The sequence below is a fragment of the Bacillus proteolyticus genome (assembly GCF_001884065.1).
Classification (GTDB): domain Bacteria; phylum Bacillota; class Bacilli; order Bacillales; family Bacillaceae_G; genus Bacillus_A; species Bacillus_A proteolyticus.
This window is the reverse complement of record NZ_MACH01000092.1, coordinates 133,766-156,610: the sequence shown is the minus strand read 5'-3', so window position 1 is coordinate 156,610 and position 22,845 is coordinate 133,766. Positions and strand designations below refer to the sequence as shown.

Annotated in this window: 17 protein-coding genes and 5 pseudogenes; 6 read left to right on the top strand and 16 right to left on the bottom strand. The window is 32.9% G+C overall.

Translation table 11 applies throughout. From position 1 onward, the window contains the following. Positions 1–20: 20 nt before the first annotated feature. From gerXC to BAQ49_RS15270, 5 genes are all read right to left on the bottom strand, one after another. Entirely contained in the window at positions 21–1,181 is a 1,161-nt protein-coding gene (gene gerXC / locus BAQ49_RS15290) for a spore germination protein GerXC (protein WP_071746017.1), read from the bottom strand. After that, on the bottom strand, positions 1,168–2,646 hold the full coding sequence (gene gerXA / locus BAQ49_RS15285; protein WP_071746016.1) for a spore germination protein GerXA: 1,479 nt from the start codon (positions 2,644–2,646) through the stop codon (positions 1,168–1,170). Before gerXA ends, gerXC begins: the two co-directional genes overlap by 14 nt. Positions 2,647–2,702: 56 nt before the next feature. Beyond that, positions 2,703–3,782, bottom strand: a complete 1,080-nt coding sequence (gene gerXB / locus BAQ49_RS15280; protein WP_071746015.1) for a spore germination protein GerXB — start codon at positions 3,780–3,782, stop codon at positions 2,703–2,705. 438 nt (positions 3,783–4,220) lie between these two features. Further along, positions 4,221–4,898: an ABC transporter ATP-binding protein gene (locus BAQ49_RS15275; RefSeq protein ID WP_002200387.1), complete on the bottom strand. Its 678-nt coding sequence runs from the start codon at positions 4,896–4,898 to the stop codon at positions 4,221–4,223. An 11-nt stretch (positions 4,899–4,909) separates the two neighbouring features. Further along, entirely contained in the window at positions 4,910–6,340 is a 1,431-nt protein-coding gene (locus tag BAQ49_RS15270) for an ABC transporter permease (protein ID WP_071746014.1), read from the bottom strand. A 522-nt stretch (positions 6,341–6,862) separates the two neighbouring features. On the opposite strand from BAQ49_RS15270, the gene BAQ49_RS15265 reads away from it, so the two are divergent. Both BAQ49_RS15265 and BAQ49_RS15260 read left to right on the top strand, forming a co-directional pair. Next, complete coding sequence (locus BAQ49_RS15265; RefSeq protein ID WP_016129523.1) at positions 6,863–7,324, top strand: GNAT family N-acetyltransferase; 462 nt, start codon at positions 6,863–6,865, stop codon at positions 7,322–7,324. A gap of 393 nt (positions 7,325–7,717) precedes the next feature. Next, on the top strand, positions 7,718–8,719 hold the full coding sequence (locus tag BAQ49_RS15260; RefSeq protein WP_071746013.1) for an alpha/beta hydrolase: 1,002 nt from the start codon (positions 7,718–7,720) through the stop codon (positions 8,717–8,719). Positions 8,720–8,927: 208 nt separating this feature from the next. Here BAQ49_RS15260 and BAQ49_RS33580 read toward each other — a convergent pair. The 5 genes and pseudogenes from BAQ49_RS33580 to BAQ49_RS15230 form a co-directional block, all read right to left on the bottom strand. Beyond that, positions 8,928–9,420 (bottom strand): annotated as a pseudogene (locus BAQ49_RS33580) (MBL fold metallo-hydrolase); the annotation flags it as partial. Then, positions 9,420–10,019: an undecaprenyl-diphosphatase gene (locus BAQ49_RS15250; RefSeq protein WP_071746012.1), complete on the bottom strand. Its 600-nt coding sequence runs from the start codon at positions 10,017–10,019 to the stop codon at positions 9,420–9,422. The pseudogene BAQ49_RS33580 and the gene BAQ49_RS15250, both read right to left, overlap by 1 nt. 302 nt (positions 10,020–10,321) lie before the next feature. Next, positions 10,322–10,954: a type 1 glutamine amidotransferase family protein gene (locus BAQ49_RS15240; protein ID WP_071746011.1), complete on the bottom strand. Its 633-nt coding sequence runs from the start codon at positions 10,952–10,954 to the stop codon at positions 10,322–10,324. A gap of 74 nt (positions 10,955–11,028) precedes the next feature. Next, positions 11,029–11,991 carry a helix-turn-helix transcriptional regulator gene (locus BAQ49_RS15235; protein WP_071746010.1) on the bottom strand — a complete coding sequence of 321 codons (963 nt, stop codon included), beginning with the start codon at positions 11,989–11,991 and terminating at the stop codon, positions 11,029–11,031. Between the two features lie 60 nt (positions 11,992–12,051). Then, positions 12,052–12,625 (bottom strand): annotated as a pseudogene (locus tag BAQ49_RS15230) (recombinase family protein). A gap of 147 nt (positions 12,626–12,772) precedes the next feature. Between BAQ49_RS15230 and BAQ49_RS31475 the strand changes: the two are divergent. Next, positions 12,773–12,971 (top strand): annotated as a pseudogene (locus BAQ49_RS31475) (DUF4158 domain-containing protein); the annotation flags it as partial. A 336-nt stretch (positions 12,972–13,307) separates the two neighbouring features. Here the strand turns inward: BAQ49_RS31475 and BAQ49_RS15220 are convergent. Both BAQ49_RS15220 and BAQ49_RS15215 read right to left on the bottom strand, forming a co-directional pair. Further along, positions 13,308–13,898: pseudogene (locus BAQ49_RS15220) on the bottom strand (transposase); the annotation flags it as partial. Between the two features lie 4 nt (positions 13,899–13,902). Further along, positions 13,903–14,290 (bottom strand): annotated as a pseudogene (locus tag BAQ49_RS15215) (DUF3967 domain-containing protein); the annotation flags it as partial. On the opposite strand from BAQ49_RS15215, the gene BAQ49_RS15210 reads away from it, so the two are divergent. Then, positions 14,273–14,644, top strand: a complete 372-nt coding sequence (locus BAQ49_RS15210) for a hypothetical protein (RefSeq protein ID WP_071746008.1) — start codon at positions 14,273–14,275, stop codon at positions 14,642–14,644. The pseudogene BAQ49_RS15215 and the gene BAQ49_RS15210 sit on opposite strands and share 18 nt — an antisense overlap. A gap of 174 nt (positions 14,645–14,818) precedes the next feature. Here BAQ49_RS15210 and BAQ49_RS15205 read toward each other — a convergent pair whose 3' ends face one another. Both BAQ49_RS15205 and BAQ49_RS15200 read right to left on the bottom strand, forming a co-directional pair. After that, on the bottom strand, positions 14,819–15,283 hold the full coding sequence (locus BAQ49_RS15205; protein WP_242477405.1) for a VanZ family protein: 465 nt from the start codon (positions 15,281–15,283) through the stop codon (positions 14,819–14,821). Between the two features lie 213 nt (positions 15,284–15,496). Continuing rightward, on the bottom strand, positions 15,497–16,039 hold the full coding sequence (locus BAQ49_RS15200; RefSeq protein ID WP_071746271.1) for an NADPH-dependent FMN reductase: 543 nt from the start codon (positions 16,037–16,039) through the stop codon (positions 15,497–15,499). Positions 16,040–16,795: 756 nt separating this feature from the next. Here BAQ49_RS15200 and BAQ49_RS15195 point away from each other — a divergent pair. Then, on the top strand, positions 16,796–17,128 hold the full coding sequence (locus BAQ49_RS15195; protein WP_001120967.1) for a DUF1904 family protein: 333 nt from the start codon (positions 16,796–16,798) through the stop codon (positions 17,126–17,128). Between the two features lie 541 nt (positions 17,129–17,669). On the opposite strand, the gene pulA is transcribed toward BAQ49_RS15195, so the two are convergent. Continuing rightward, complete coding sequence (gene pulA / locus BAQ49_RS15190; protein WP_071746007.1) at positions 17,670–20,240, bottom strand: type I pullulanase; 2,571 nt, start codon at positions 20,238–20,240, stop codon at positions 17,670–17,672. Between the two features lie 687 nt (positions 20,241–20,927). On the opposite strand from pulA, the gene BAQ49_RS15185 reads away from it, so the two are divergent. Then, a complete protein-coding gene (locus tag BAQ49_RS15185) occupies positions 20,928–21,398 on the top strand; it encodes a VOC family protein (protein ID WP_071746006.1) in 471 nt (156 codons plus the stop codon). 149 nt (positions 21,399–21,547) lie between these two features. Here the strand turns inward: BAQ49_RS15185 and BAQ49_RS15180 are convergent, their stop codons facing one another. Continuing rightward, positions 21,548–22,546, bottom strand: coding sequence for a phosphotransferase enzyme family protein (locus BAQ49_RS15180; RefSeq protein WP_084667459.1), 999 nt, complete (start codon positions 22,544–22,546; stop codon positions 21,548–21,550). Positions 22,547–22,845: the final 299 nt, after the last annotated feature.

The following is a 22,845-nucleotide window of genomic DNA, read 5'->3' as shown; positions in this document are numbered from 1 at the left end:
TCCTTTCATCTTCAACCATTCTAATGCTCAATCATATTACGCATATTTTTAGATTTTCCATTTGTAGCTATATTAATCGAGACATTTAAATCTAATTCTTTATTTTGAAGGGATATTCCCCCCTCTTTTTTATATTGTTTCCACAATTTAGAATTCTGCCGATATAAGGAATGTGATAACTGATACGTGTCAATCCCTCTTTCGATTCCTTTTCGGTACGTTTTTTTAATTTCTTTTTCAACTTGGGCCTCTGCAATTTTTTTAATATCATTTACAGGCATAGAATTTATTAATTGAAAAATATCAGCATCAAAATGGATGTTCATAAGCATGCGTAACTTTCCATTTTTAATAAAATGCTTTGTATCTATCTCTGGATTTTTTAATACTATATGTCCAATGATTTTCTTGTTAAATTTTAATAGTAATGGAGCTCGTTTAGTATTTTCATCCGTCCATCGAACCCCAGCAATATCATGGTTGTTTAAATGATTTATATAGGATTTATCGTTTATAAAACCATAACCACTAAATTTTAACATTGGAAATGATGTATGCCCTTTTTTCCAATATGTTTTAGTCGTAGCTAAGAAAGGAATGCGAGTTGTCATCCCAGGTTCATAATAATTTCTTTGGAATTTATATAAAGGTAAAGGATCTATTATTGTATATTGCTTGGTTATCTCTTTTGGTAAATTAATGATTGTATATAATTGAGAAATATTTAATATGTTATTGTTCGCTAATATATTTTCTAAAGGTTCTTTAGTTCCAAATATCCACATAGTATCTCGAAATTGAAAAAAACGAGAAAAAAAATCATTAAATTGATTTAAGTCACCATGTTTTAGAAATCTCTCTGTTACAACAATTGTTTTGAGATGCTCCCATGAGATTTCTTGTTGAGCACCCTTATAAAAATCAAATGCTGCATCATCTAAAATAGGGCCTTTTCCCTTACCAATATAGGCCTGACTATAATTACGGGTAGTGCTCCCTTCTTGTTTAGCTATGTTAGAAAAATTAATAAATTGCGGACGGATGATATAGTTATTATCTTTAAAATCGATACCTAGACTATTTATATACAAAACGTGATGCAACTCTCTTTGATCCCAACACCCTGTTAGAAACGTACACATTATAAAAAGAAATATAACTATTCTTTTATTTTTCTTCATCGGTACTCTCTCTTTTCCTTGTATTATCTTGCGTATGCAATTCTTTAGGTCTTTTTTTCATATACGTGAAAGGAAGTCTAAATGTGGCTGCTAGCATACTTTTAAACACAGGGGGTGAATATGGTGTAAAGAATGGAACTCCAAAAGAGCGTAAATTTACTACATGTATCACCATCACAAGGACACAAAAGATAAATCCTACTATGCCTAATAAAGAAGATACTAAGAATACTACATACCGCAATATACTTATTATTCCTGTTACTGACTGATTAGTTAAAGCAAATGTCGAAACAACCGAGATTGCTATTATAATGACCATAGATGCTGAAACAATTCCTGCACTAATAGCAGCTTGTCCAATAATTAACCCCCCTACAACAGATAATGTTTGACCAAATACGGCAGGAACACGCAATCCTGCTTGTCTCAAAATTTCAAATAAGGTCATCATAATTAGCCCTTCTAAAGGAGCTGGAAAAGGAATCCCTTCTCTTGATAAGCTTAATGTAGCTAGCAACGTATAGGGAATCTGATCTGGATGATATGTAATTAGTGCTATCCAAATTCCTGGAAGAAATATAGAAATTGCTATCCCCAAAAGACTTACAAGTCGTACAAAGCTACCGAATATGTAGAAAAGATCTTGATCTTCAGATGTATTCACAAAAAAAGGAAATGTAACTGGTGCAATTGTCGCTGTTGGTGACCCTTCAACTAGTAAAATAAAACGCCCATATAGCAAACAATTCACAGCATAATCAGGGCGCCCTGTATATTCAACTAAAGGAAATACACTAAATTGATTGTTTGTGATTAACTCTTCAATTTGTGCACTTGAAACAACCCCGTCCATTTTAATTTGTCTTAATTTTAATCGAACTTGATTAATGATATCTTGGGATGCGACATCTTTTAAATACAGGAGTGCTACTTTAGTTTGTGTTCTTTCTCCAATAATAAATTCTTCATAACTAAGAGAACTCGTTTTTAGTCTTTTTCTAATTAATCCTATATTTGTGTTTAACTCTTCAACAAATCCATCACGTCCACCACGAATGGTCATCTCTGTATTTGTTTGTTCAACCGATCTGGTAGGTATTTGAGCAATATCAACTATATATCCATGTTTAGATTCTTCAAAAATAATAAGGAGGTTACCTTCAAATATAATCTGAGAGATAGTTTCATTCGAATTTACCATATCTAATTTCTGTACTGATAACTGGGGAATTAATGTTGAGAGGTTAAACTCTTCTGTCGAATTACTTGAAAGCTCTTTGCAGACATGGGATGATGTGGCTTGTTTTAATTTTGTATTGTCAATTAAGTTTTGACAATACATAAACAATACTGATCTCTTTTTTTCTTTCTCATCCAATTCACGCTTTATTATTTTTACATCGTTGCATCCTTCAAACCATTCTAGAATTATCTTCTCGTTTAATTCTACTCGTTTGTTCATCTACGTTGTCTCCTTCAAACTCAGCAACCTTATATAAAATACATCTTCATACTCTTTTAAGAGCTTTTCTTAAATTTAGCAACCCATACAAACACTATTAGTAAGATAGAAAACAAAAATAGCCCTAAAGCTGAAACTGGTAAAATAATTTGAGATACAAACCAATAGAAACTAGAGTCACTGATGGGTAGTATACTTATTAATAAAATACATGAAAGTATTGCAAACATAATCCCATTTCTCGTTTTCCGATTTGTAATTGAAAACAAATCTGGTATAAGAAAAACAACAAGTGATAGACGAATAAATATCCCTACAAGCCACTGATACACGGAGAGAAAGTCTAAATTTTCAATATACCTTCCTATTGACACAAGTCTCCATTCTTCAAATGCTGGATATCGTTGGTTTGCTGCTACGAAAGGTCCAAATTCTATAATAGCTGCCATAACTGGGCCTATTGTGATACCAATAATAACCATTCCCAAAGCAATCAGTTGATATAATTTGACTTTTGAACAAATGTGATGCTGTAAGAAAAGAATAAAAATTAACTCTAAAAATCCTGCTGCAGGATAAACCATCCCCTTAAATACTGGCTTCATTCCATTTTCCATCATTGGCTGAAGTAAAGAATAATCTTTATGCGGAACATTTGCAAACATTACAAAAAAACCAAGTAGAAATACAATAGGTAACAAAACACCTGTTGTAAGTGCAATAGATTGAATTCCTCTTGTAGCATTATAGAGACAAATCATTGAAAAAAGTATTCCTAATACAAAGTGAGGTGTTTCTGGTAAATAAAAAGAGAAAAAGGTTAATGTTTCTTTTAGTGCAACGACACCAATTGTTATTAAATAAATCACAACTATGAATATGATTGGATATACACTGAGTTTCCCAAATTTATTTTTTAACCACGAAAACAAGTGTTCATTTTTTATGTTTCTATATATGATGAATATTAATGAAATCCAAATCAAGTATATAACGCTTACTAATATGATAGAGATCCACGAATCTCTACCTGAGGTATCTAATAACATAGGAATCATAATGACATGATTAATTATCCCAATACTACCAATGAGTATCATAGAAACTTGAAATAAAGTAATTGTTTGCTTAGTCATACATACCACCATATTTTGTAATGAATAAATATTACATAGTATAACTGATACATTGCATCTTTATTCCAAATGGTTAGTGCTTAGAGCCATGGACAATTAAACGCTCTTATTTATAAAATCTATCACATGAGATGTAAGCTAGTTCCTTTTTACAGATAAATAATTAAACGGGACAGTATTTAGATCATACATCTAAATACTGCCCCGTTTTTTATATGCAATTCTTCAATGATATAGTAAACCGATCATAACAAAAAGAACCTGTAGAATATACTACAAGTTCTTTTTCAAAAATTGTTAAAAAGGGAATAACAAACTATCTTAATATTCAATACAGGGAGACCATTTTGATTATGGCTTGGTTATATTGTATATCAAATATAAATATTTGAAGAAACTGATTTCGAAAATTATGTGAATTAAAAAACTAGGGTGATATTAAATTTCGTTTACTACCAACTTCTTCTTACTTAAATAGACTGCACGGTCTGATTTTTTAGCAACTTCCTGTGAGTGCGTCACAACAATAATACATTTATTTTCTTTGTGTGCAAGTTCTTGAAACAGTTCTATTATATCCATTGCCGTTTCTTCGTCGAGGTTTCCTGTCGGCTCATCCGCAATCAGTAAATCAACATTACAAGATAATGCTCGAGCGATTGCAACACGCTGCTGTTGCCCGCCACTTAGTTGCAGAACATTTCGTTTCGCTTCTACTTCTGTAAGTCCTACTTTCTCTAATAATTCTAACGCCCTTGCCGTTTTATTTTGCACTTTAACACCTGTAATTTCCATTGCTGTTAAGACATTTTGAAGAGCAGTCATATAGGTAATCAAATTATAAGATTGGAAAATTACCGATACATTTTGATTACGGTACCGATCCAAACCAATTTTTCGAATATCCTTTCCATTAAACAGTACATAACCATTTTTAGGTATATCTAGCCCGCAACCTAAGCTAAGAGTAGTGGTTTTACCAGATCCGGATGGTCCTAGAATTGTGTAGAAATGTCCTTTTTGAAAAGAAAAGTTAACATTGTCTAGTATCGCTACTTTTTTTCCGTTACTTTCATAATAATAATCTAAGTTTTTAAATTGTAAAATCGTCTCCATATCGAGCCTCCTTATTCATCTTTTAAAAGAATTTGTTTTGGATTCAGGCGTAGAATAGATAATGCTGGAAGAAGCGTTGCTAATATAGCAATAGCTAGTCCAATCCCCCCCATTTTCCCTACATCTTCTCCTGTTACACTTACATTAATTTTATCAATTGGATCCTCTTTTTGATTTTGTACAGTTCCACCAGGTCCAGCTACCATTACAGTTCCATTTTGTGGGGTGTTTGTTTCTTCTCCTGCTGTAGCAATTTCACTCGAAAGTAAATTATCCCCTATAAATTGAGAAATTTTTGCTCCTGTTGTTATGGATAATCCAAATGCTAAAATAGCGATACATACTACTTCTACTACGAACTGCGCCATCAGTTTCCACTTTTTCTCTCCAATGGACAATAGAATCCCCATTTCCTTACGACGTGCTTTAATCGATAACATAATGATTAACCCTAAAATAATCGCACCTGCAATTGATACAATATAAATAATCATTTGAGAAGTAGATGAGATATTTTCGATAGGCCCAATCATTTGTTTGTACAACGAATCATGTGCATCTAATTTATAATAATTAAAATCAATATCAGATTTTTTTGCTTCTTCTTTAAATGCTTCAATGTTTTGTGGATCTTTCAAGAAATACACGACTTGAATGCTACTTATACCTTGATCTATTTCTAATTTTTTCATAGTTGAATGCGGCATATATAGTTTATTAGCTGGATCCATTATAGGAGGAGCTTGTTGACCCATTGCTTGCTCATTCGTTTCGTAAATACCGATAATTTCAACCTCGAGGGATTCCTTCTTATCCCCTGATTGTACTTTAACTTTGTCTCCTACTTTCAAGTTGTTTAATTCCGCTAATCGTTTTTCCATTAAAGCTACATTCTGATCTTTCATCTGTTCTGTAATTGGTTTCCCATCAATGATTTTACTTTTTCCATTCTTAAAGCTTTCTTGTAATGCAGTTTTGCGAACTCCCTCAATCATAAAAGAAGAATTCATATCTATTTCTGTACCGGAGCCTGAACCGCCTCGTACAGCCGCCATTCCCGCTTTTCCTTTTCCTTCTTCTTCTCCTTCTGAAGCTCCTATTAGTTTAAGTCCGTCAGAAATTCCGAGAGTGTTAGTTATGTAATTATAGTCTTTTACATACTTTGACTTCGCTAATTGATCTGCTTCTTTTGTATTAAGCTTCGGTGGATTAGGCATCTCTCCAGTTTCCCTAGCTTGTTGACCTAATTTGTCAAAATCAAGAATTAAAGTAACATCTGCACCGAGTTTTTTTCTTGCTGCATCAGCAGCTTTTTTTGATGCATTTTGGATTGTGAATCCTGCCAACACTAAATTTGTAACAATTAGGAAGACTGCCATCAAAATTAATGATGTTCCTACTCTTTTTTTCATACTGAGAATTGCTCGTTTCATAAAGTTCATTTTTTCTTACCTCCTTGATAACTTGTATTCTATATAGGTTATCTAGAGTCTATATGGAGCTAATCGGTAGTTTATCTAGAGATATAAGGAGTTTATGTGTAGTTATTCAATGACCTGGTCAAGAAAAACCGGAACACCAATCCAAAAACGTAATCGTTTTTGAATATTGATAAAGAGGCAGTCCTTAGAGTTAGGTTAAAATTCATTGAATGAGAGCATATAAATCAATGCTTATTACGTAATTTCTATACAACAAATAAAAACCACCCTATTTGGATAGTTATATGTGTGCTTGTTAAATATGAAAATTCATTAAAGAATATGGAGTTTTATTGAAGTTGGTCGGATTTTCTAATAATAATATGGTGTTAAAAAGCCTAACTTATAATTTTATAAGTTAGGCTTTTATGCTATCTATAAGAAAAAGTTATAGAGACTCATAATATTTTATAATTTAACCTATTGTATTTAAACAAGTAAAATAAAAGTAACAAGTGCATATATTAAGGAGGTTTTTTAATAGTGACAGAAACTATAACATTTAGGATTGCAACGGCCGATGATTTAGATGAAATTGTAAAAATGCTTGCTGATGATGTTTTAGGAAATAAAAGAGAGCGCTATGAAACGCCACTCCCTGATAGTTATATAAGAGCATTTCATGCTATTGATTGTGATCCAAATAACGAGTTGATTGTAGCGTGTGATGGGACGGAGATTGTTGGTATTCAACAAATTACATTTACGCCTTACATTGCACGTCAAGGGGGTTGGAGAGCTACAATTGAAGGTGTACGGACAGCCTCATCAAAACGTGGTAAAGGTATAGGAAGTAAACTTATTAAATGGGCTATTCAACGTGCTAAATTACGGGGATGTCATTTAGTACAGTTAACAACAGATAAAGAACGACAAGAGGCTTTACAATTTTATAAGAAATTAGGTTTTAAAGATTCTCATGAAGGATTAAAACTCTTTCTCTAATGAATATAGCTATTTATATACCAAAAAAACGTATATTGTAAGGTTAATTAACTATAGGATTCAAAATTATGGTAACTATCACTGTATTAGATATACAAATTGACACATTGTCTTTCATATAAATTACTTCACTTCAAAAGGTGTACCTTTTGATACGAAAATAAGAAAGTTAATGTTCTCTTTTATGAATAAGAATATTAACTTTCTTTTTAGATTTTAGTAAAAATTATTTATAGTTTTATTTTATTGATAACTTTATAATATAATATACAAATTCCTCACCTGTTTTATAATTCAAGCATCTACTATTAGGAAAAGAGAATATTTTATAATTAATTTACAGCATAAATTTTATCCATCTTTTAGACAATATATATTTTGGAGGAGGTTAATTTGATTTTTTCAAAACTCATTGATCGATACGCCTTGTATGATTTGCACAAAAAAAGAAGTGTAGAGTTTCAGTATACTTCTCTTTCTAACACCTCACTATATATAAAGGACATAGATTTTTTTTATAAAGTAAAACCATCTCATATTCATTTTAACATTAAGCATTTAAAACAAGACAAGGAATACATGGTTGGACAATTCAAATATAAAAGCTCGGTTCAATCTGGTGATTCACGCAACGACTCTGTCACTGGGGAATTATTCTTACATAAAAATGAAGATGCACCTCATGTCATCTTTGTTCACGGTTGGAGGATGGATTCTAACGAACGTGTAAAAAAAATATTCCACGACCATATGACCAACTTGAAGTGGAATATGTATTATTTCACTTTACCATATCATTTTGACAGAAAACCGAACCAATCCCTATACAGTGGAGAGTACATGGTAAGTGCCAATGTTGAACGAACTGTAGAAGCAACTAGACAAGCGGTAGCTGATTTACGAACTTTAATCAAATGGATTAAAGTAAATAAAAACGGTCCCTTGATTTTAATAGGAATCAGTTTAGGTGGAGTCATTACTAACTTAACATCTCTTGTTGAACCAGAAATTGATGTGTTAGCATCCATTTTCTACGCGAATCGACTCTCTTATTCAATTTGGAAGACAAATCCAGGTAAATTTATTAGAGAAGACTTGGAACATCATGGTGTTACGTATGATGATTTAAAAGCTTATTGGAAAATCACTGAACCGAGTCAAGCATTACCAAAAGTAAAAAAAGAAAATATTTTATTAATTTCAGGCAAGCACGACCTATATGTGCATTCTGAGGATACAGACTATTTGTGGGAATCCTGGGAAAGACCTACTCGATATATTTATACATGTGGGCATGCTGGGATTGTTCTTAAACGTAAAAAAATTGCAACTGATACTATCAATTTTATTCAGAATCGATTGGACTCCCAAAACTTACCCAATGACATGCCTTAAATTGTGAGATTACTAAGTAGGGGGTAGTACCAACATTCGTACGCTAAGATTCTTTCAACATAAAGATTGTTGATAACTTGTACGTGTCAGTAATACTGGTGTTACTTTAAGTACAAAGAGCATGTTTTAAAAAATGATAATAACATGCTCTAAACTTATCTATTTATTTTAATTTCCAAAAGATATCTACAAGTAATATTGAAACATCTCATGTATTAAAAAGTGTTCCCTGCAGTGCTTTTGTGTATCGATCTGCTGACTTCTGAACAGCAAGGTCCGCATGCTCTGACACGACTCGATGAAAAGCATTATAAATACGGTTGAATGGTAGCCCTTTTACTTTAATCCGCCATCTCTCTTACTTTACTAGCAGGAAGTAGAATCAGATTTGGATAACTGTATATGAAACTAACCCACTGACAGTCGGCAATCACTTGAATGATATCACCTGTTAGCAAAATACCTTTATTATGATTTCCACCTTTCCAGTGTAAAACAGTTCCTCCTTTAAAATGACCTCCAATACGATTTAAAGTAATGCCATTTGTTAATTCAAAAGACTCGCCCGACCCAAAAATTATTTTGTTACTTGGACGTACTACCCATTATTTTTCGTTTTCGTGGATGTAAATAGGTGCATTGAATGTATCAACCCATTCAACTTGTGTAGAATAATAATGAGGATGAGAAAGGGTTATACTCAAAATCCCTTTGATTTGTTTTTGGATGGTAAAACATGTTTCTCTACTCTTTCATATAGAGTAAGCAATTGCTTGATAAAAGAAAATTTCGGTACTAACCAATACGAAAATAATGCTGCAACACATCCTATTAAAGCCCCTATTGCAACATCAAAAGGATAATGGACCCCTACCCAAATACGAGAAATCGCTACACAAAATGCAAGTATAAGCCATAACCATCCAGTCTTTTTACGAACAAGCCAAAATGAAAAACAAATCGAAAAAAAGAGAATCGTATGGTCACTAGGAAATGAATTATCTACAGTATGGTCGACAAGTTTATTAACATCAGGTAATACTGCAAATGGTTGATAATTCAGATGAAATTTCCCTGCTATTTTTCCAATCACCTCAGCAATTACAAAAGCAACCATCGCTTGCATAACCATCATCCTACTTTTTCTGGACCCAGTAAACCAATAAGCTAAAATGATTAAAGCAAAAATATATACCATATATTCTGCCAAAAATACCATGGTTGAGTTTAGGAATGAATATTGTTTACCTAAATCATTAATTGCTCGGAAAATATCAATATTGAATTGTGAAAAAGACATTTTCAAATCCCTCCTTTTTAGTAAGTTGTATTACTGATTGCCATATGCCTTCATTACATGAATAGTTTTGGTTATTGTACTCATCTAAAAATATCAACCTCTTATGACATCGCTTTCTTCTTTTTCACTTTAATAAAAAAAGAATAAGGAAAACATCGAACTTTCTTACAAACATTCGTGCATTCTTACAGTTTTGTCATTTTCTCGTCATTTAGTAAATGGATTCATCGTAATGAAATTCCAAATTAAAAAGCCCAACTTCTCTACAAATCAAAATAGAGAAATTGAGCTTTTCAGTTACTTCATTTATTTATTGAATTCATTAACTGGAAGAAGTATTCAGGTTTATGAGTCTTATTTAAGTTATACCATGAATGTAATGCATCTGGTGTAAATACATCTATTTTTTTCAGTACCTCCATTGCAAATTCCAGAGGAGCTATTCCTGATGCAGTAACTAAATTTGCATCAGATACCGCTGATCCCAACTCATAGAACTTTTCTCCTTTATAGTTAGGACATACCATTTTAGTGTATTCTAAATTATTACTTGTATGCTTTCTAGTATCTAAGTATCCCATATTCGCGAGGGCCTCTGTTGCACCACAAATTGCAGCAACAATAGTGCCAAACTTTAAAGCTTGGCCAATTCTTTCCAAGATAGGTTGATGTATTTCTTCACTCCAAGTAGTCCCTCCTGGTAAAATTAATAGATCTTTACTCTCAAGAATACATTCATCAAGGGAAATATCTGGTTTTATGCTCAGTCCTCCCATAGTAGTAATCATTTCTTTATTAGCTCCTACTGTAATTACTTTTAAAGGTGCTAAATCTTTTTTGAAATATCTTCCTGAGTTTAGTTCAGCAATTAAATATCCATATTCCCAGTCCGACATTGTATTAAATACATATAGAAAAGCTTTTTTTGTTTGCATCGAATAACACTCCAATCACAATTGATAGAGCTATTATAATATAACTTCCCTGACAGTTAACGTCAGGGAAGTTATCATACTTGATGAAATTTTATTAATTCCGACAGAACTACAATAAGTCTTTTCTTAAGACTTATTGGCTCAATAACTTTAATAGATTTATTGTATGGTAAAAGTAAATAAGGTACATATGTATGTATCATATCTTTTTCAAGAAGAAAAACTGCTTGATTTGAAGTCCGTTCTTGTAAATAATGTCCTAAAAACCAATGTTGGCAAATATCAGCCAATACACTTTTATCCCCAGTAATTACCAAGTGAATAATTCCTTCCTTATCTTCTATAGTTGGAAGCAGACTTTTTATAAAAAAGTCACGTGCTGAAAAATTTTCTGGCCGGTTAAACTTTTTTTCGGTTAGCATTTGACTTTCAATTCGATCTACTCTAAAACTACGGATATCATTCCTAAGATGACAAAATCCAATCACATACCACTTATTATTCCAATAGATAATTCTGTACGGATCGACCAATCTATAATTTAATTGCTTTTCGCCACTTTTATGGTAAAGAATTTTTACTGAGTACCCGTCAGCTACGGCCTGCTCCAATTCCTTCAAAAAAGGTTTCATAGAGAGTGAACTTAATCGACTTATTACTTCAAAACTAGTTAAATGTTGGTTTATTTTTATTTCCTGTTCTTGATTTGAGTATTTACTTAGTTTTGAAATGGCCCTATTTAGTGCTTCACCTCCATAATATCCGGCTTCTTCTGCAAAAACAGCAGCGTGAAATAGTGAAGTTTGCTCCTCAAAATCAAAAAAAAGAGGGGCCTCAATAAAATTGTTCAATAAAGTGTATCCACCGTTATGTCCTGGTTCTGAAATTATAGGTACACCACTTGTTGAAATTGTATCAATATAACGATACACAGTCCTTATATTCATCTCTAACTTTTCTGAAATTTGTTTCGCAGTAATTTTTTCACCTGAACGAAGCATCCATAGAATTGCTAACATATTGTCAATTTTAGGCATATAATTCCACCTCTATATGAATTTTTTCTATTATACATTTCCGGTTTTTGGTATAACTCATCAACTGTTCCTTTCCGATAGCTTTCTATATAATGAGGCCCTAGACACATTTGTAATTTCACAAATTTGATTTACAGTCATTTCTCCTTCCTTATAAAGCTTTACTGCATAATTCATTCCTGCATGATTTTTATGGTACTTCTTTAACCGACCTTTAAACTTTCCTTCTTTCTTAGCGTTCAATTCCTTCACGCTGCCGCATACGGATAAGATCACGTTCTAATTGGTTTACACCCGCCATAACTGTAATTAAGAATTGGCTGTAGGGATTATCTTCTGATAAATCTAGCCATGTATCTTTTAAGGATTTTAAATTTGCCTTTTTACTCCGTATGTTATCGATTAATTCAAATAAATCTTGTGTACTACGAGTAATCCGAGTTAAGTCCGTAACATAAATGATGTCACCTTCTTGTATATCCTCTAACATTTTTTGAAGTTGCTCACGATCTTTTGTTGCTCCGGAAACTTTTTCTTCAAAAATAATATCCATTCCGATTTCGTTCAGTTGCTGAAATTGCCTTGAAGGATTCTGGCTAGTTGAACTGACACGTATATAACCGATTTTCCGCAAAATATCACCTCATTTTTGAGACAAGTCTTATGAGACGCTCTTAACTATGATTTTATCAGTCTCCTATACTTGTATCAATAGATTACACTCTATTGATATATAATCGAACTAATTAACTGAATGATCACATAAATGAGATGATACTGTATGAAAATTGCTAGAAGTAGAGACTTGCTTACACCAAAACAGCGGCAGGCTCTTATGCAAATTCCTGAAGAAGAGTGGGTGCTAGGAACCTACTACACTTTTTCCAAACGAGATTTAGAAATTATAAATAAACGAAGTAGAGAAGAAAAAACGTTTAGGGTTCGCCGTTCAATTAGCCGTTCTTCGGTATCCCGGTTTCAAAAGCCGACAGGTAGTTTTAATGAAGACTTATTGCACCATATGTCACCTTTAGGCTGGGAACATATTAATTTGCTAGGGGCATACCATTTTAATTCGGAGAAAGTGATCTCATTAGATTCTTTAAGACCACTGAAACTTTCTTAACGTTGTTAAAAACGGGAGAATCGTCAGGGAAATAGGATTAGCGTTGTAAATCCGCATTTTCCTGACGGTACCCCATGCCCATCAAGTCAACCAAGTAATTTACTAGGTAAGAAATGATCCTTGTTTCAAAACTAGCAAGTGATAAAAAAGTAGGCATGCTAAAGAAGCCTATTAAAACGCGATTTTTTCGCTAGGCAGCTTGTCTATGCTTCAATGTCGTTTTATACACAATCCCTAGAATATCAAAGACGGTCATCTTCTTATGCCTATGACATTTACGACCGTTCTTTTTGAGCAGTTGATAAAGGCGATGCAGAATTTTCAAAAGTTCTTCTGTGCCAAAAGCTATCGCTTGAAACAGTAACGGAAAGTAATCTTTAATTATATAAATCGCTTTGTATTCACTCAGTTCCTGTTTTTTCTTTTCAAGCAGAAACTGACGCATTTGAAACATCGTAGAAGAACAGAGGAGAATGCTGATGAGTTGTCCATATAAATGGCACTCTAGGCGTTCTCTTTTTATATTTTTGCATTCATCAATTTCAAAGAATGACTTCCACGTTTTAAACAAAATTTCAATCTGCCAACGAAGTGAATATAATGAATGCACGTAGTTTGTCGGTACTTCTTCTAGCGACGTATTCGTGATATATACATTCATGCCCATTAAACGTTTACTTTTATCCTTCATGACAATGCCTTTCTTCTTTTCACGTATTGCTTGATTTTTCAGACGTGTTTGCGTTTGATCATCAGTTAAACGATGGATAGTTACATTACTTTCATCAGAACCTCCACCACGGCTTCTTCTTCTCTTTCGCTGCAGCAACTTCATCCCGAGATTCCTGCATCTCACGTAGTGTCTTCATCAACGTCTCATCCCACGCTTCCAGTCGTTTTTCCACTCGTTCATTATGCTGCTCTATACTCACTTTAATTTCCTCGTTGCTTTGCCTGTTCACTCAACCTCTGCTCCATCGCTAACATACTTTGATTCATTTCTTGTGCCATAACGCTGTACTGTTGCTGGAGCTGTTCTTGAATGTGGAATGGTATTAAATTCATTTCCTCAGTTTCTTCTTTAATCAGATTCGGATTAACTTTTTCTATTTGCTGTGCAATCATCTTCGCTGCCTTTTCTAACGTCATGCCGTCATGCTTACTAAGGTCAATTTAAATGACAAAGGTGTGGAGATAAAAGGAACAAACGATTTTGGCCGTAATAATGAGCCTGTTAAGAAAAAGGTTATGACTCCTATCATTAATAAAGGAAAAATACCTGCTCCTGAAAAACCAGATCAACGTTTAGTTCCATCTAAAACAGCTAAAATTTCACCAGCTGTTTTGCTAAAGCTAAATACCCTTAAACCATTTATACAAGAACAAGAAGGTATGGATAAAACATCAATTAACAACATCATTGATATGCTTGTTGAAAACTATGTAGATACCAATCTAACAAATCGACATTCTAAAGGATATAAAGATATGTACAAGCGTCTTTATGAGATGTTAGAGAATAAATAATAAGCAAAAAATACAATGAGCTTCCCATATGGACAGCTCATTTACATAATTATCGTTATTGGAAGTTATTTTGTATATTAGCATTCGCATTCGATGTTTTTAAAAGCTTTGGAAATAACATATTAATCAGGTTCCAGAATAAACATCCCAATAATGTTCCAACAGTGTTCAATATTACTCTATATCTGATGAACGTCCTGACGGAAAGGCATATTGGATAAATTCAATTAGCAGAGAAAATAAAAAGCCTATCATTATTACTTGATAGATAGAAAGTTTTGTGTGACTTTTCCATAACAAGGTGAAGCCGAATGGCATAAATAGGAGTATGTTAAACAGTATATTTTTGATAGGAACCATAATATCGACATAATTGGTCATTAACTTATACATACCAATAAAAGGGATTAAGTTTACTATTCTTATTTGTTCTATTCCTGTATGTTTTGGTGTAACAGTAATCAGTAAAATAGCAATTATCGAGAGAGCAAAAATTATGTTCATAATGATTGTGTTTTTATGTAAAACTGTTTCATTCCCCTTCTTTTTTACTACTATAATTGCAATTGTACATACAATAACGATTGCAATTAAAAACAGGGGAACTGCATATCCAAAAGATCCCCATAACTGTGTCATATTTTCCCATCCTTTTTATTCCATTCTAGCATATTTAAAGATATAAAAGGAAAATGTATATCCTATACATGCTCGGTTAACATAATGTCTCATTATCGGGAGTCAATGTATTTTAGAGACTATCAAAAGCCCTCCAGTTTAATTGATCTGGAGGGCTCTTATGTTCACATAATCAAGTGTTATCGGAAGTAAATACATGTGTTTTGCTTAACATTAGATAGATGAAATAAGGGAATTAAGCACTGATTTTAATTGTTCTCTCGTTGTAGGATCTAGGATTTCTGCTTTACTATTAATCTTGGTTCCTACGACACCAATTTGTAAAGTGCTTTCTTTTGGGATATTTGCTTCAATCATTTGTAATGTGAGCATTATTGATTCGTGTGCTTTATCTCCACCTGTAATACGTGAAGAAGCACTAATAACAGCTACTGGTTTATTCATAAATTCTCCCGATGATACAACCCAATCAAGAGCATTTTTTAGAACTCCTGGAACTCCCCTCGCATACTCAGGGGTACAAATTATTACACCATCAGCTAGTTTAAGTTGTTCACGTAAGTTCTTAACTGAAGCAGGAGGATCATCTGTATCTGCTTCAGGACTAAAGTATGGGAGATGTTCCAATCCTTCATAAAATTGAAAATCAAAATTTTCCGATTTCAGATTAGAAATAGCATATAAAACGTTTGTATTAGAGGAATTCTTCCGTAGACTTCCTGAAATAGCGAGTATTTTTATTCTGTTTTCATTCATAGTATCATCCATTCTATTTACAAATTTGATTTTTAAATTTCCACTTTTTCCAAATCCCTTAATATTCCATCCTCCATAATCATACTGTTTTTGAAATGTCGTGTTCAACTAATTTGCTCCATCAGTTGAATAAAGAACCCTGTATATTTTATACATGTCAAGTTTACATAACGTCCTATTACCAGTAGCAAGGACAAGGAGGAATCTTCCCCTTACAAGGGAACCTCCTTTCTTTGTTCTATCGACCTATGCATTTTTTTATACATTCCTATCCTGGCACGGTTTCAGGGTTCTTTTTTATTGTTGGATCAACAAAAAAACTGTATTAAATCTTGCATGCTCCTAGGGGTCACTATATATGAACGCTACGTATTTGACTTTCTCAATGACCAACATTACTTAACGTGGTAAAATAGTATTCGGATGGGAATCCAATGTTTTTAAAATTAAAGTGGTTATCAAGTCGGAGGAAGGCACCTTAGGGTGTCTTTTTTTTAAAAAATATATAAGCGCACCATCCCTTTCCTAATAGAGGCCTCCCCTCATGCCTCCTTACAGGGAGAATGATAAGGCTTTTTTTATTTACCCAATTACCGAGCTCGCAAATGTTTTAAATAGTTACAATACATGTATTGCTTCAATAACATATGATTATTCTTAAAAATGTCATTGAAATGTACCAATAGATGTTAGTGAAGCAAAATAAATTGTGTTATGATGTGAGCAAATATAAAGCTATCTAACGGAGGGATTCACATGCCGCATGTTGTGTTTCGTGGAATTACTACTGAACAATTAAAACGCATAAGCAAGCCATTAGTAGAAGAGCTCGCAGAAATTTGTGAGTGTGGTACGGATAATTTTACGTTGGAACTACCAAGTTCTACGTTTGTATTCAATGGAGAAGAAATAGAAGCGTTTCCTCTTATTGAAGTGAAATGGTTCGAGCGTGGACAGGAAATTCGTGATCGATTTGCCAAGGCCATTACTACATATGTAATGGATTTTGGACTTCCAGAAGTAGAGGTTGTATTTACGGTTTTCACAGAATCAGCGTATTATATTAACGGGAAGCATTGTGCAAGTTAGAGCTATTTGAAAGATTTTTGTAACATTTATTAGGGGTAGAACCGCATTGCCATCAAGCTAAGAAAAGCAAATATCCAAAAACAAAATAATGAACTCAATTCTCATAGACAACTAACTGTGAAGAGATAAAATTTTTGTTTTGGGGGACATCAAAATATTAGCTTGATGGATATGTGGCGGAACCCCATACCCATCAACTTAAGAAAACAGATCCACCCCAAAACAAAGAAATAAGCTTTTTATTACAAGTTAACATAAAATTTCGTTCTGGGGGTACTATAAAATTTTAGCTTGATGGCAATGTGACGGTACCCCTGATTGATATAATTTATTTGTAGACACCTATCCGCTAAAAAGTTAAATGTACACTACCCATACTTGCAACTATGGATACTCTTATTACACATAAACAAAAAGAGAAGAACCTTGGTGAGTTCTTCTCTTTTTGTTTATTAAATTGTAATATAATTACAGTATGTGAAATTATACTAAGTTAACTTTTAATGCGAAGTGAAAACAATCGTCACTTCGCTTTTTGCATTTATTTAATCGGCTTCTCTGTTTTTAAAACAAATGAACTTAATGCAGGAACTTTAATTTTATTATCATGGACAACATAAAGTGTTTTACTTCCGGCTTGCTTACCATCTACTAGCACTTTCCATGGACCTTTCGATGGAAGTGTTATGTCAACGGCTTCCCTATTTGCATTGTGAGCCACCATAAAGTATTCGCTTTTATTCCCACTTCCATTTCCATCTATTGTATAAGCTACAACATTTTTTGGAACATCGATAAAAGCTACATACTTTTTAATTTGCTCTGCAGATGTCATTCGAAAAGCTGAGTACTTTTTGCGCAATTCTATTAAGCCCTTCATATACTCTACTTCATTATTAAATGCTGCACGGCGTAACCAATCCATCTGGTTAATTGAATCAGGAGATTTATAACTGTTATGATCACCATATTTCGTGCGCATAAACTCTTGTCCTGCATGTAAGAATGGAATACCTTGTGATGTTAATAAAATCGAAGAAGACAATTTGTGCATTTGTTTTCGCACTTCTTCACTGTCACCTGGATTAGTCAACTCAAGTTTATCCCATAATGTATGATTATCATGTGCTTCCACATAAGTTAGCACCTGCTCCGGATCTTGATAAGTAGACGAATTTGTATCGTAGTCAATGCCTGCCGTAATACCTTTTTTAATACGTTCTTCCATGTTTTCCTTTCCATTTACAAACCCATTTTCTTTCTCCTCAAATACACTACCTTTCAATCCATCACGTATATTATCGTTAAAATGGGCAATCCCTTTCATTTTCTCTGCATTTTTTTGATTGGCTTTCAACTCAGCTGCAAGAGGTGTATTTAAATCCCAACCTTCCCCATGCAGAATAATAGAAGGGTCAATTTGATTAACAGCTTTACGTATTTCATTCATCGTTTCATAATCATGAATGCCCATTAAATCAAAACGGAATCCATCTAAATTATATTCTTTTGCCCAGTATGTGACGGAATCAACCATAAACTTCCTCATCATTTTTCGTTCTGAAGCGGTATCATTTCCTACTCCCGTTCCATTTGCAAATGTTCCGTCTTCATTGTAACGATAATAATAACCTGGAACTAACTTATGAAAATTAGATTCAGCAGCATTATACATATGGTTATAGACTACATCCATAACAACACGAAGATTATTATCATGCAGTGTTTGAATCATTTGCTTTAATTCAGTGATTCGAACAGTCGGCTCATATGGATTTGTAGAATAGGATCCCTCTGGAACGTTGAAGTTTTTCGGGTCATATCCCCAGTTATACTGTGGTTCATTTAAATTCTCTTCATTTACTGAAGCATAATCAAATATCGGTAAAAGCTGAACGTGTGTAACACCAAGATCTTTTATATGATCAAGTCCTGTTTTCACACCTTCAGGCCCTTTTGTTCCTTTTTCTGTTACTCCTAAATATTTCCCTTTCTGCTTAATGCCACTTTCAGGTTGGATGGAAAGATCGCGTACATGCAATTCATAAATAATAGCATCTTCCGGATTTTTAAATTCCGGTTTTTTGTTTACTTTCCATTTTTTCGGATTTGTTTCGTTTAAATCAATGACTACACCTTTATCTCCATTTATAGAAGCAGCACGCACATATGGATCAACTGCTTCAGTCCACTTATCCCCAATTTTCACCTTATACGTATAAAAGAGACCTTTTTGGTTCCCTTTAAGTTCTGCTTTCCAAGTCCCCTTTTCACCTTGTTGCATGTTTATTTCAGTACCTATTTTATCGTTCCATTTTTTATATGTAACTAACTTCGCTTCACTCGCAGTAGGAGCCCATACACGGAATTTTGTATGTTGCGGGGTATATATATTACCTAAATCGTTACCACTATAATAAAATAATTTATCAAACTCTTCGCTACGAATGACTTTACCGATTTCAGTATTCGTATCAGCTAAGTTTTCTATTTTAACTTTGTATGTCTGTTTTAAATCAATTTTCTGTTCCGTAATTATTTTCACCTTATTAGTAATATCTCCACCATTTTTATCAAAAGGATTAATTTCCTTAATTTTAATGCCCTCAATTTCAATTTTCTGTTCCTTACTATTAAACGGAACATTAGTCGTTACAGTGATTTCATTAAAACTATCAATAGTAGCTTTTTGAATTGAGAGATCCGATGAAGGCTTAGAGTTATATACTTTTTCATCACCCGAAAGTATCCACACTTCAGCACGACCGTCCTTTATATTTTCAATCCAACGATCGCTACCATCTTTTTCCCACTCATTCGTACGAATGATAAATCCTACACGATTATAGTCACCATCTATTTTAATCTTTGCGTACTTTCCAAATTCATCTTCACCAGTAAATTCATATGATTTACCATTTGCATTTTCTCCCCACATCCAAAGATTCCAGTCTTTTGCATTTCCAGGCTGCTCTTTGTAATGAATGATAATTTCAGTTGTTTTTGAATTTGAAACTGCCTTCACATTCTGAAAAGAGAAAACAGATGATAACATAACGATTATAGTAAGTAATAAAACTGATTTGTTAATTAATTTTTTTGTCATTTGCACCACATACACCCTTTCTTTAAATAGTACGAGCAATTTATTCGTCTAAATTACACTGCTTAAATTAATGTAGAAACCTCGTTTACTTCCCCCCCCATATTGACTATTTTCACGTATGTATTTCAATGATCTTTTAATACGAAAACGTTTGCATTAATCCTTAAAAAAATAGATTTGTTTTTCCCTTCATATATTTGTAAATACTAAAAGATCAGGGAAATCATTTTAAAGCAATCGTTTGTTATCGCTTTCATTCTATAGCACTTTCTATTAAGAGGTCAATATATTATTAATTTTCTGTTTTTATATACTTTTAACCTTATATATTTTTCGCAACTTATTGAAGATAGACAGCCTAATTATCGCTTAGTAAGTTTATTTTCTTTTGACCAGTTCAGTAACTTCCAATCCGTCTAATAAATGCCACTTCGAATGATGGTAAATTTTTTATAACAACTTTCATTTACATTAGCCCCTTTATAAATTTACACTCAATTTATTTACCCTGCATTTACAAATATTTCTTCAAAAATAAAACAAATTCTCTAATTTTATAAATCTTAATTGTAATATGATTGTTTACTACTACCACTAAAGTTGTATATACTTTCATACTTTCATCTGATTTTATATTCTATTTAAATCGCTATATTAATAATAAGAATACACAAATATGAAGGAGGATTTTAATTGATTAAAGGACTATGCGAAGCACACTTACCAGTTAGTAATTTACAAAATTCTATTGATTTTTATCGAAAATTAGGACTGAAATTAGCATGGAGTGAGGAAACGACCGCATTCTTTTGGATTGAGGAAGGGAAAAGTTGGCTTGGGTTATGGGCGGGCTCTGAATATGAAACTAAGTATCATCCTTCTTTACGACATATTGCATTTCGAGTATCATATGAAGATTTAAAAGAATCCTTAACATGGTTAGATTCACTTCACATTCAAGCTATTCCGTTTACAATGAATGAATCTATTGAACCATTTATTCGTCCACATCAAGGTAATGCATCTGTTTATTTTTATGACCCTGATGGTAATAGCTTAGAATTAATGTGTCATATCGTTGTGCCTGATGAATTAAAACATTTAACAAGTAAATTATCCTTTAATGATTGGGAGAAGCTAGTATTGACACAATTAAATAAGTGAATACTAGCTATAAATCATAATCGTCTATATTAATTTTTATAACATATATATTTAATTCAAATAATAATGAAGTGCAACTCAAGCGTTAGACCAAACTAGCGATTGAGCTGCATTTTTTTGTTATTTAATTATTATTTTGTAGGCTGTTTTTATCTATTGAAATGTTTTACAACTTGTTGCTTAATATCTTCTTTATAGTAAAATAGCTTGCCTCTTAAATCCCTCAGCCATAATGGATAATCTTCTGAATCCGGAATATCAACGGACCGAGTCAATCTGGCAAACATCATTAGACGATGCATTCGTAGAAACCACTGTATATCTTTTAAAATCGTGTTATCAATAGTTGTCTCTTCTTTATACCCTTGCAAAAACGCTTCAAAACATGGTCTATCTAGTTCAAGTTCTTTATTACAAATATCCCGTAAAGCATATGCAATATCGGCTACATACCAATAATGAGCGCAATCATCAAAATCAATAATTCCAAAGTTATCCCTATCAATACACAAATTATCTAATTCAAAATCATAGTGGATGACTCCAAAATTCTCTTCTGTAGTCGATAAAGTGTGAATCCAGTTTATAATTCTCTCAAACTCTTTTTGTAAAACAAGTTCGTCTTGAGGTATTGAACTTTCCATAAAAGATACATGTTCCTGCCATGTTACTCTATTTTTCACTAATTCTTTCGGCATAGTTTTAAAAGCTGCATGTAGAAGTCCTAATTGTTTACCCCATAAGTGAAATTGATCTTTTGTTAAGTCTGCTACTTCATAATGTTTTCCGCTACACGCTTTAAATACAACTGCATAAAAAATTCCTAACTCTGTATGAATTTCTTCAATATAACGCTGACTTTTCGATAAAACTGGCACATTTACTTCTAATGCACAACTTGATAAATATTGCAAAATATGAATTTCAGCCTGAATAGCTTCTTTACTTTTTTCTTCTTTTTCTATAAATCTAAGAAAAAAATGCTCACCATTGTTTTGGAAAACAAATACAAAATTTGAGCTAGCACGCATGTAATAAAGAGTACCTTCATCGTGTTCCCAGTTTGTTAAAATGTTTTCGGCAAAAGAACTACGCCATTCTTCATCAACAGTTGCAACCACTTTTAACATCGAACTTAATTTCATCATACAATCCACCTCATCACGTTTTTAAACAATGTGGAAATGCACTTTATGTATGATGTATATAATGTTGCTTATTACTTATTAATGTATACACCATCAATTACATGAGAAAGATCTAGATGTATTTCCACATGTTTCTCTTTTAGAGACTTCATCTGATCTATTCACCTCCTTTTATTTGTCAAGAAAATTATAACAATTATGAACGTGTTCTATCAATCCAACATTAAATATATGTAAAATATCACCCTAATCATTCATTTTTAATGCTTATGTATGTACATTTGTTAATTTATTAGTTA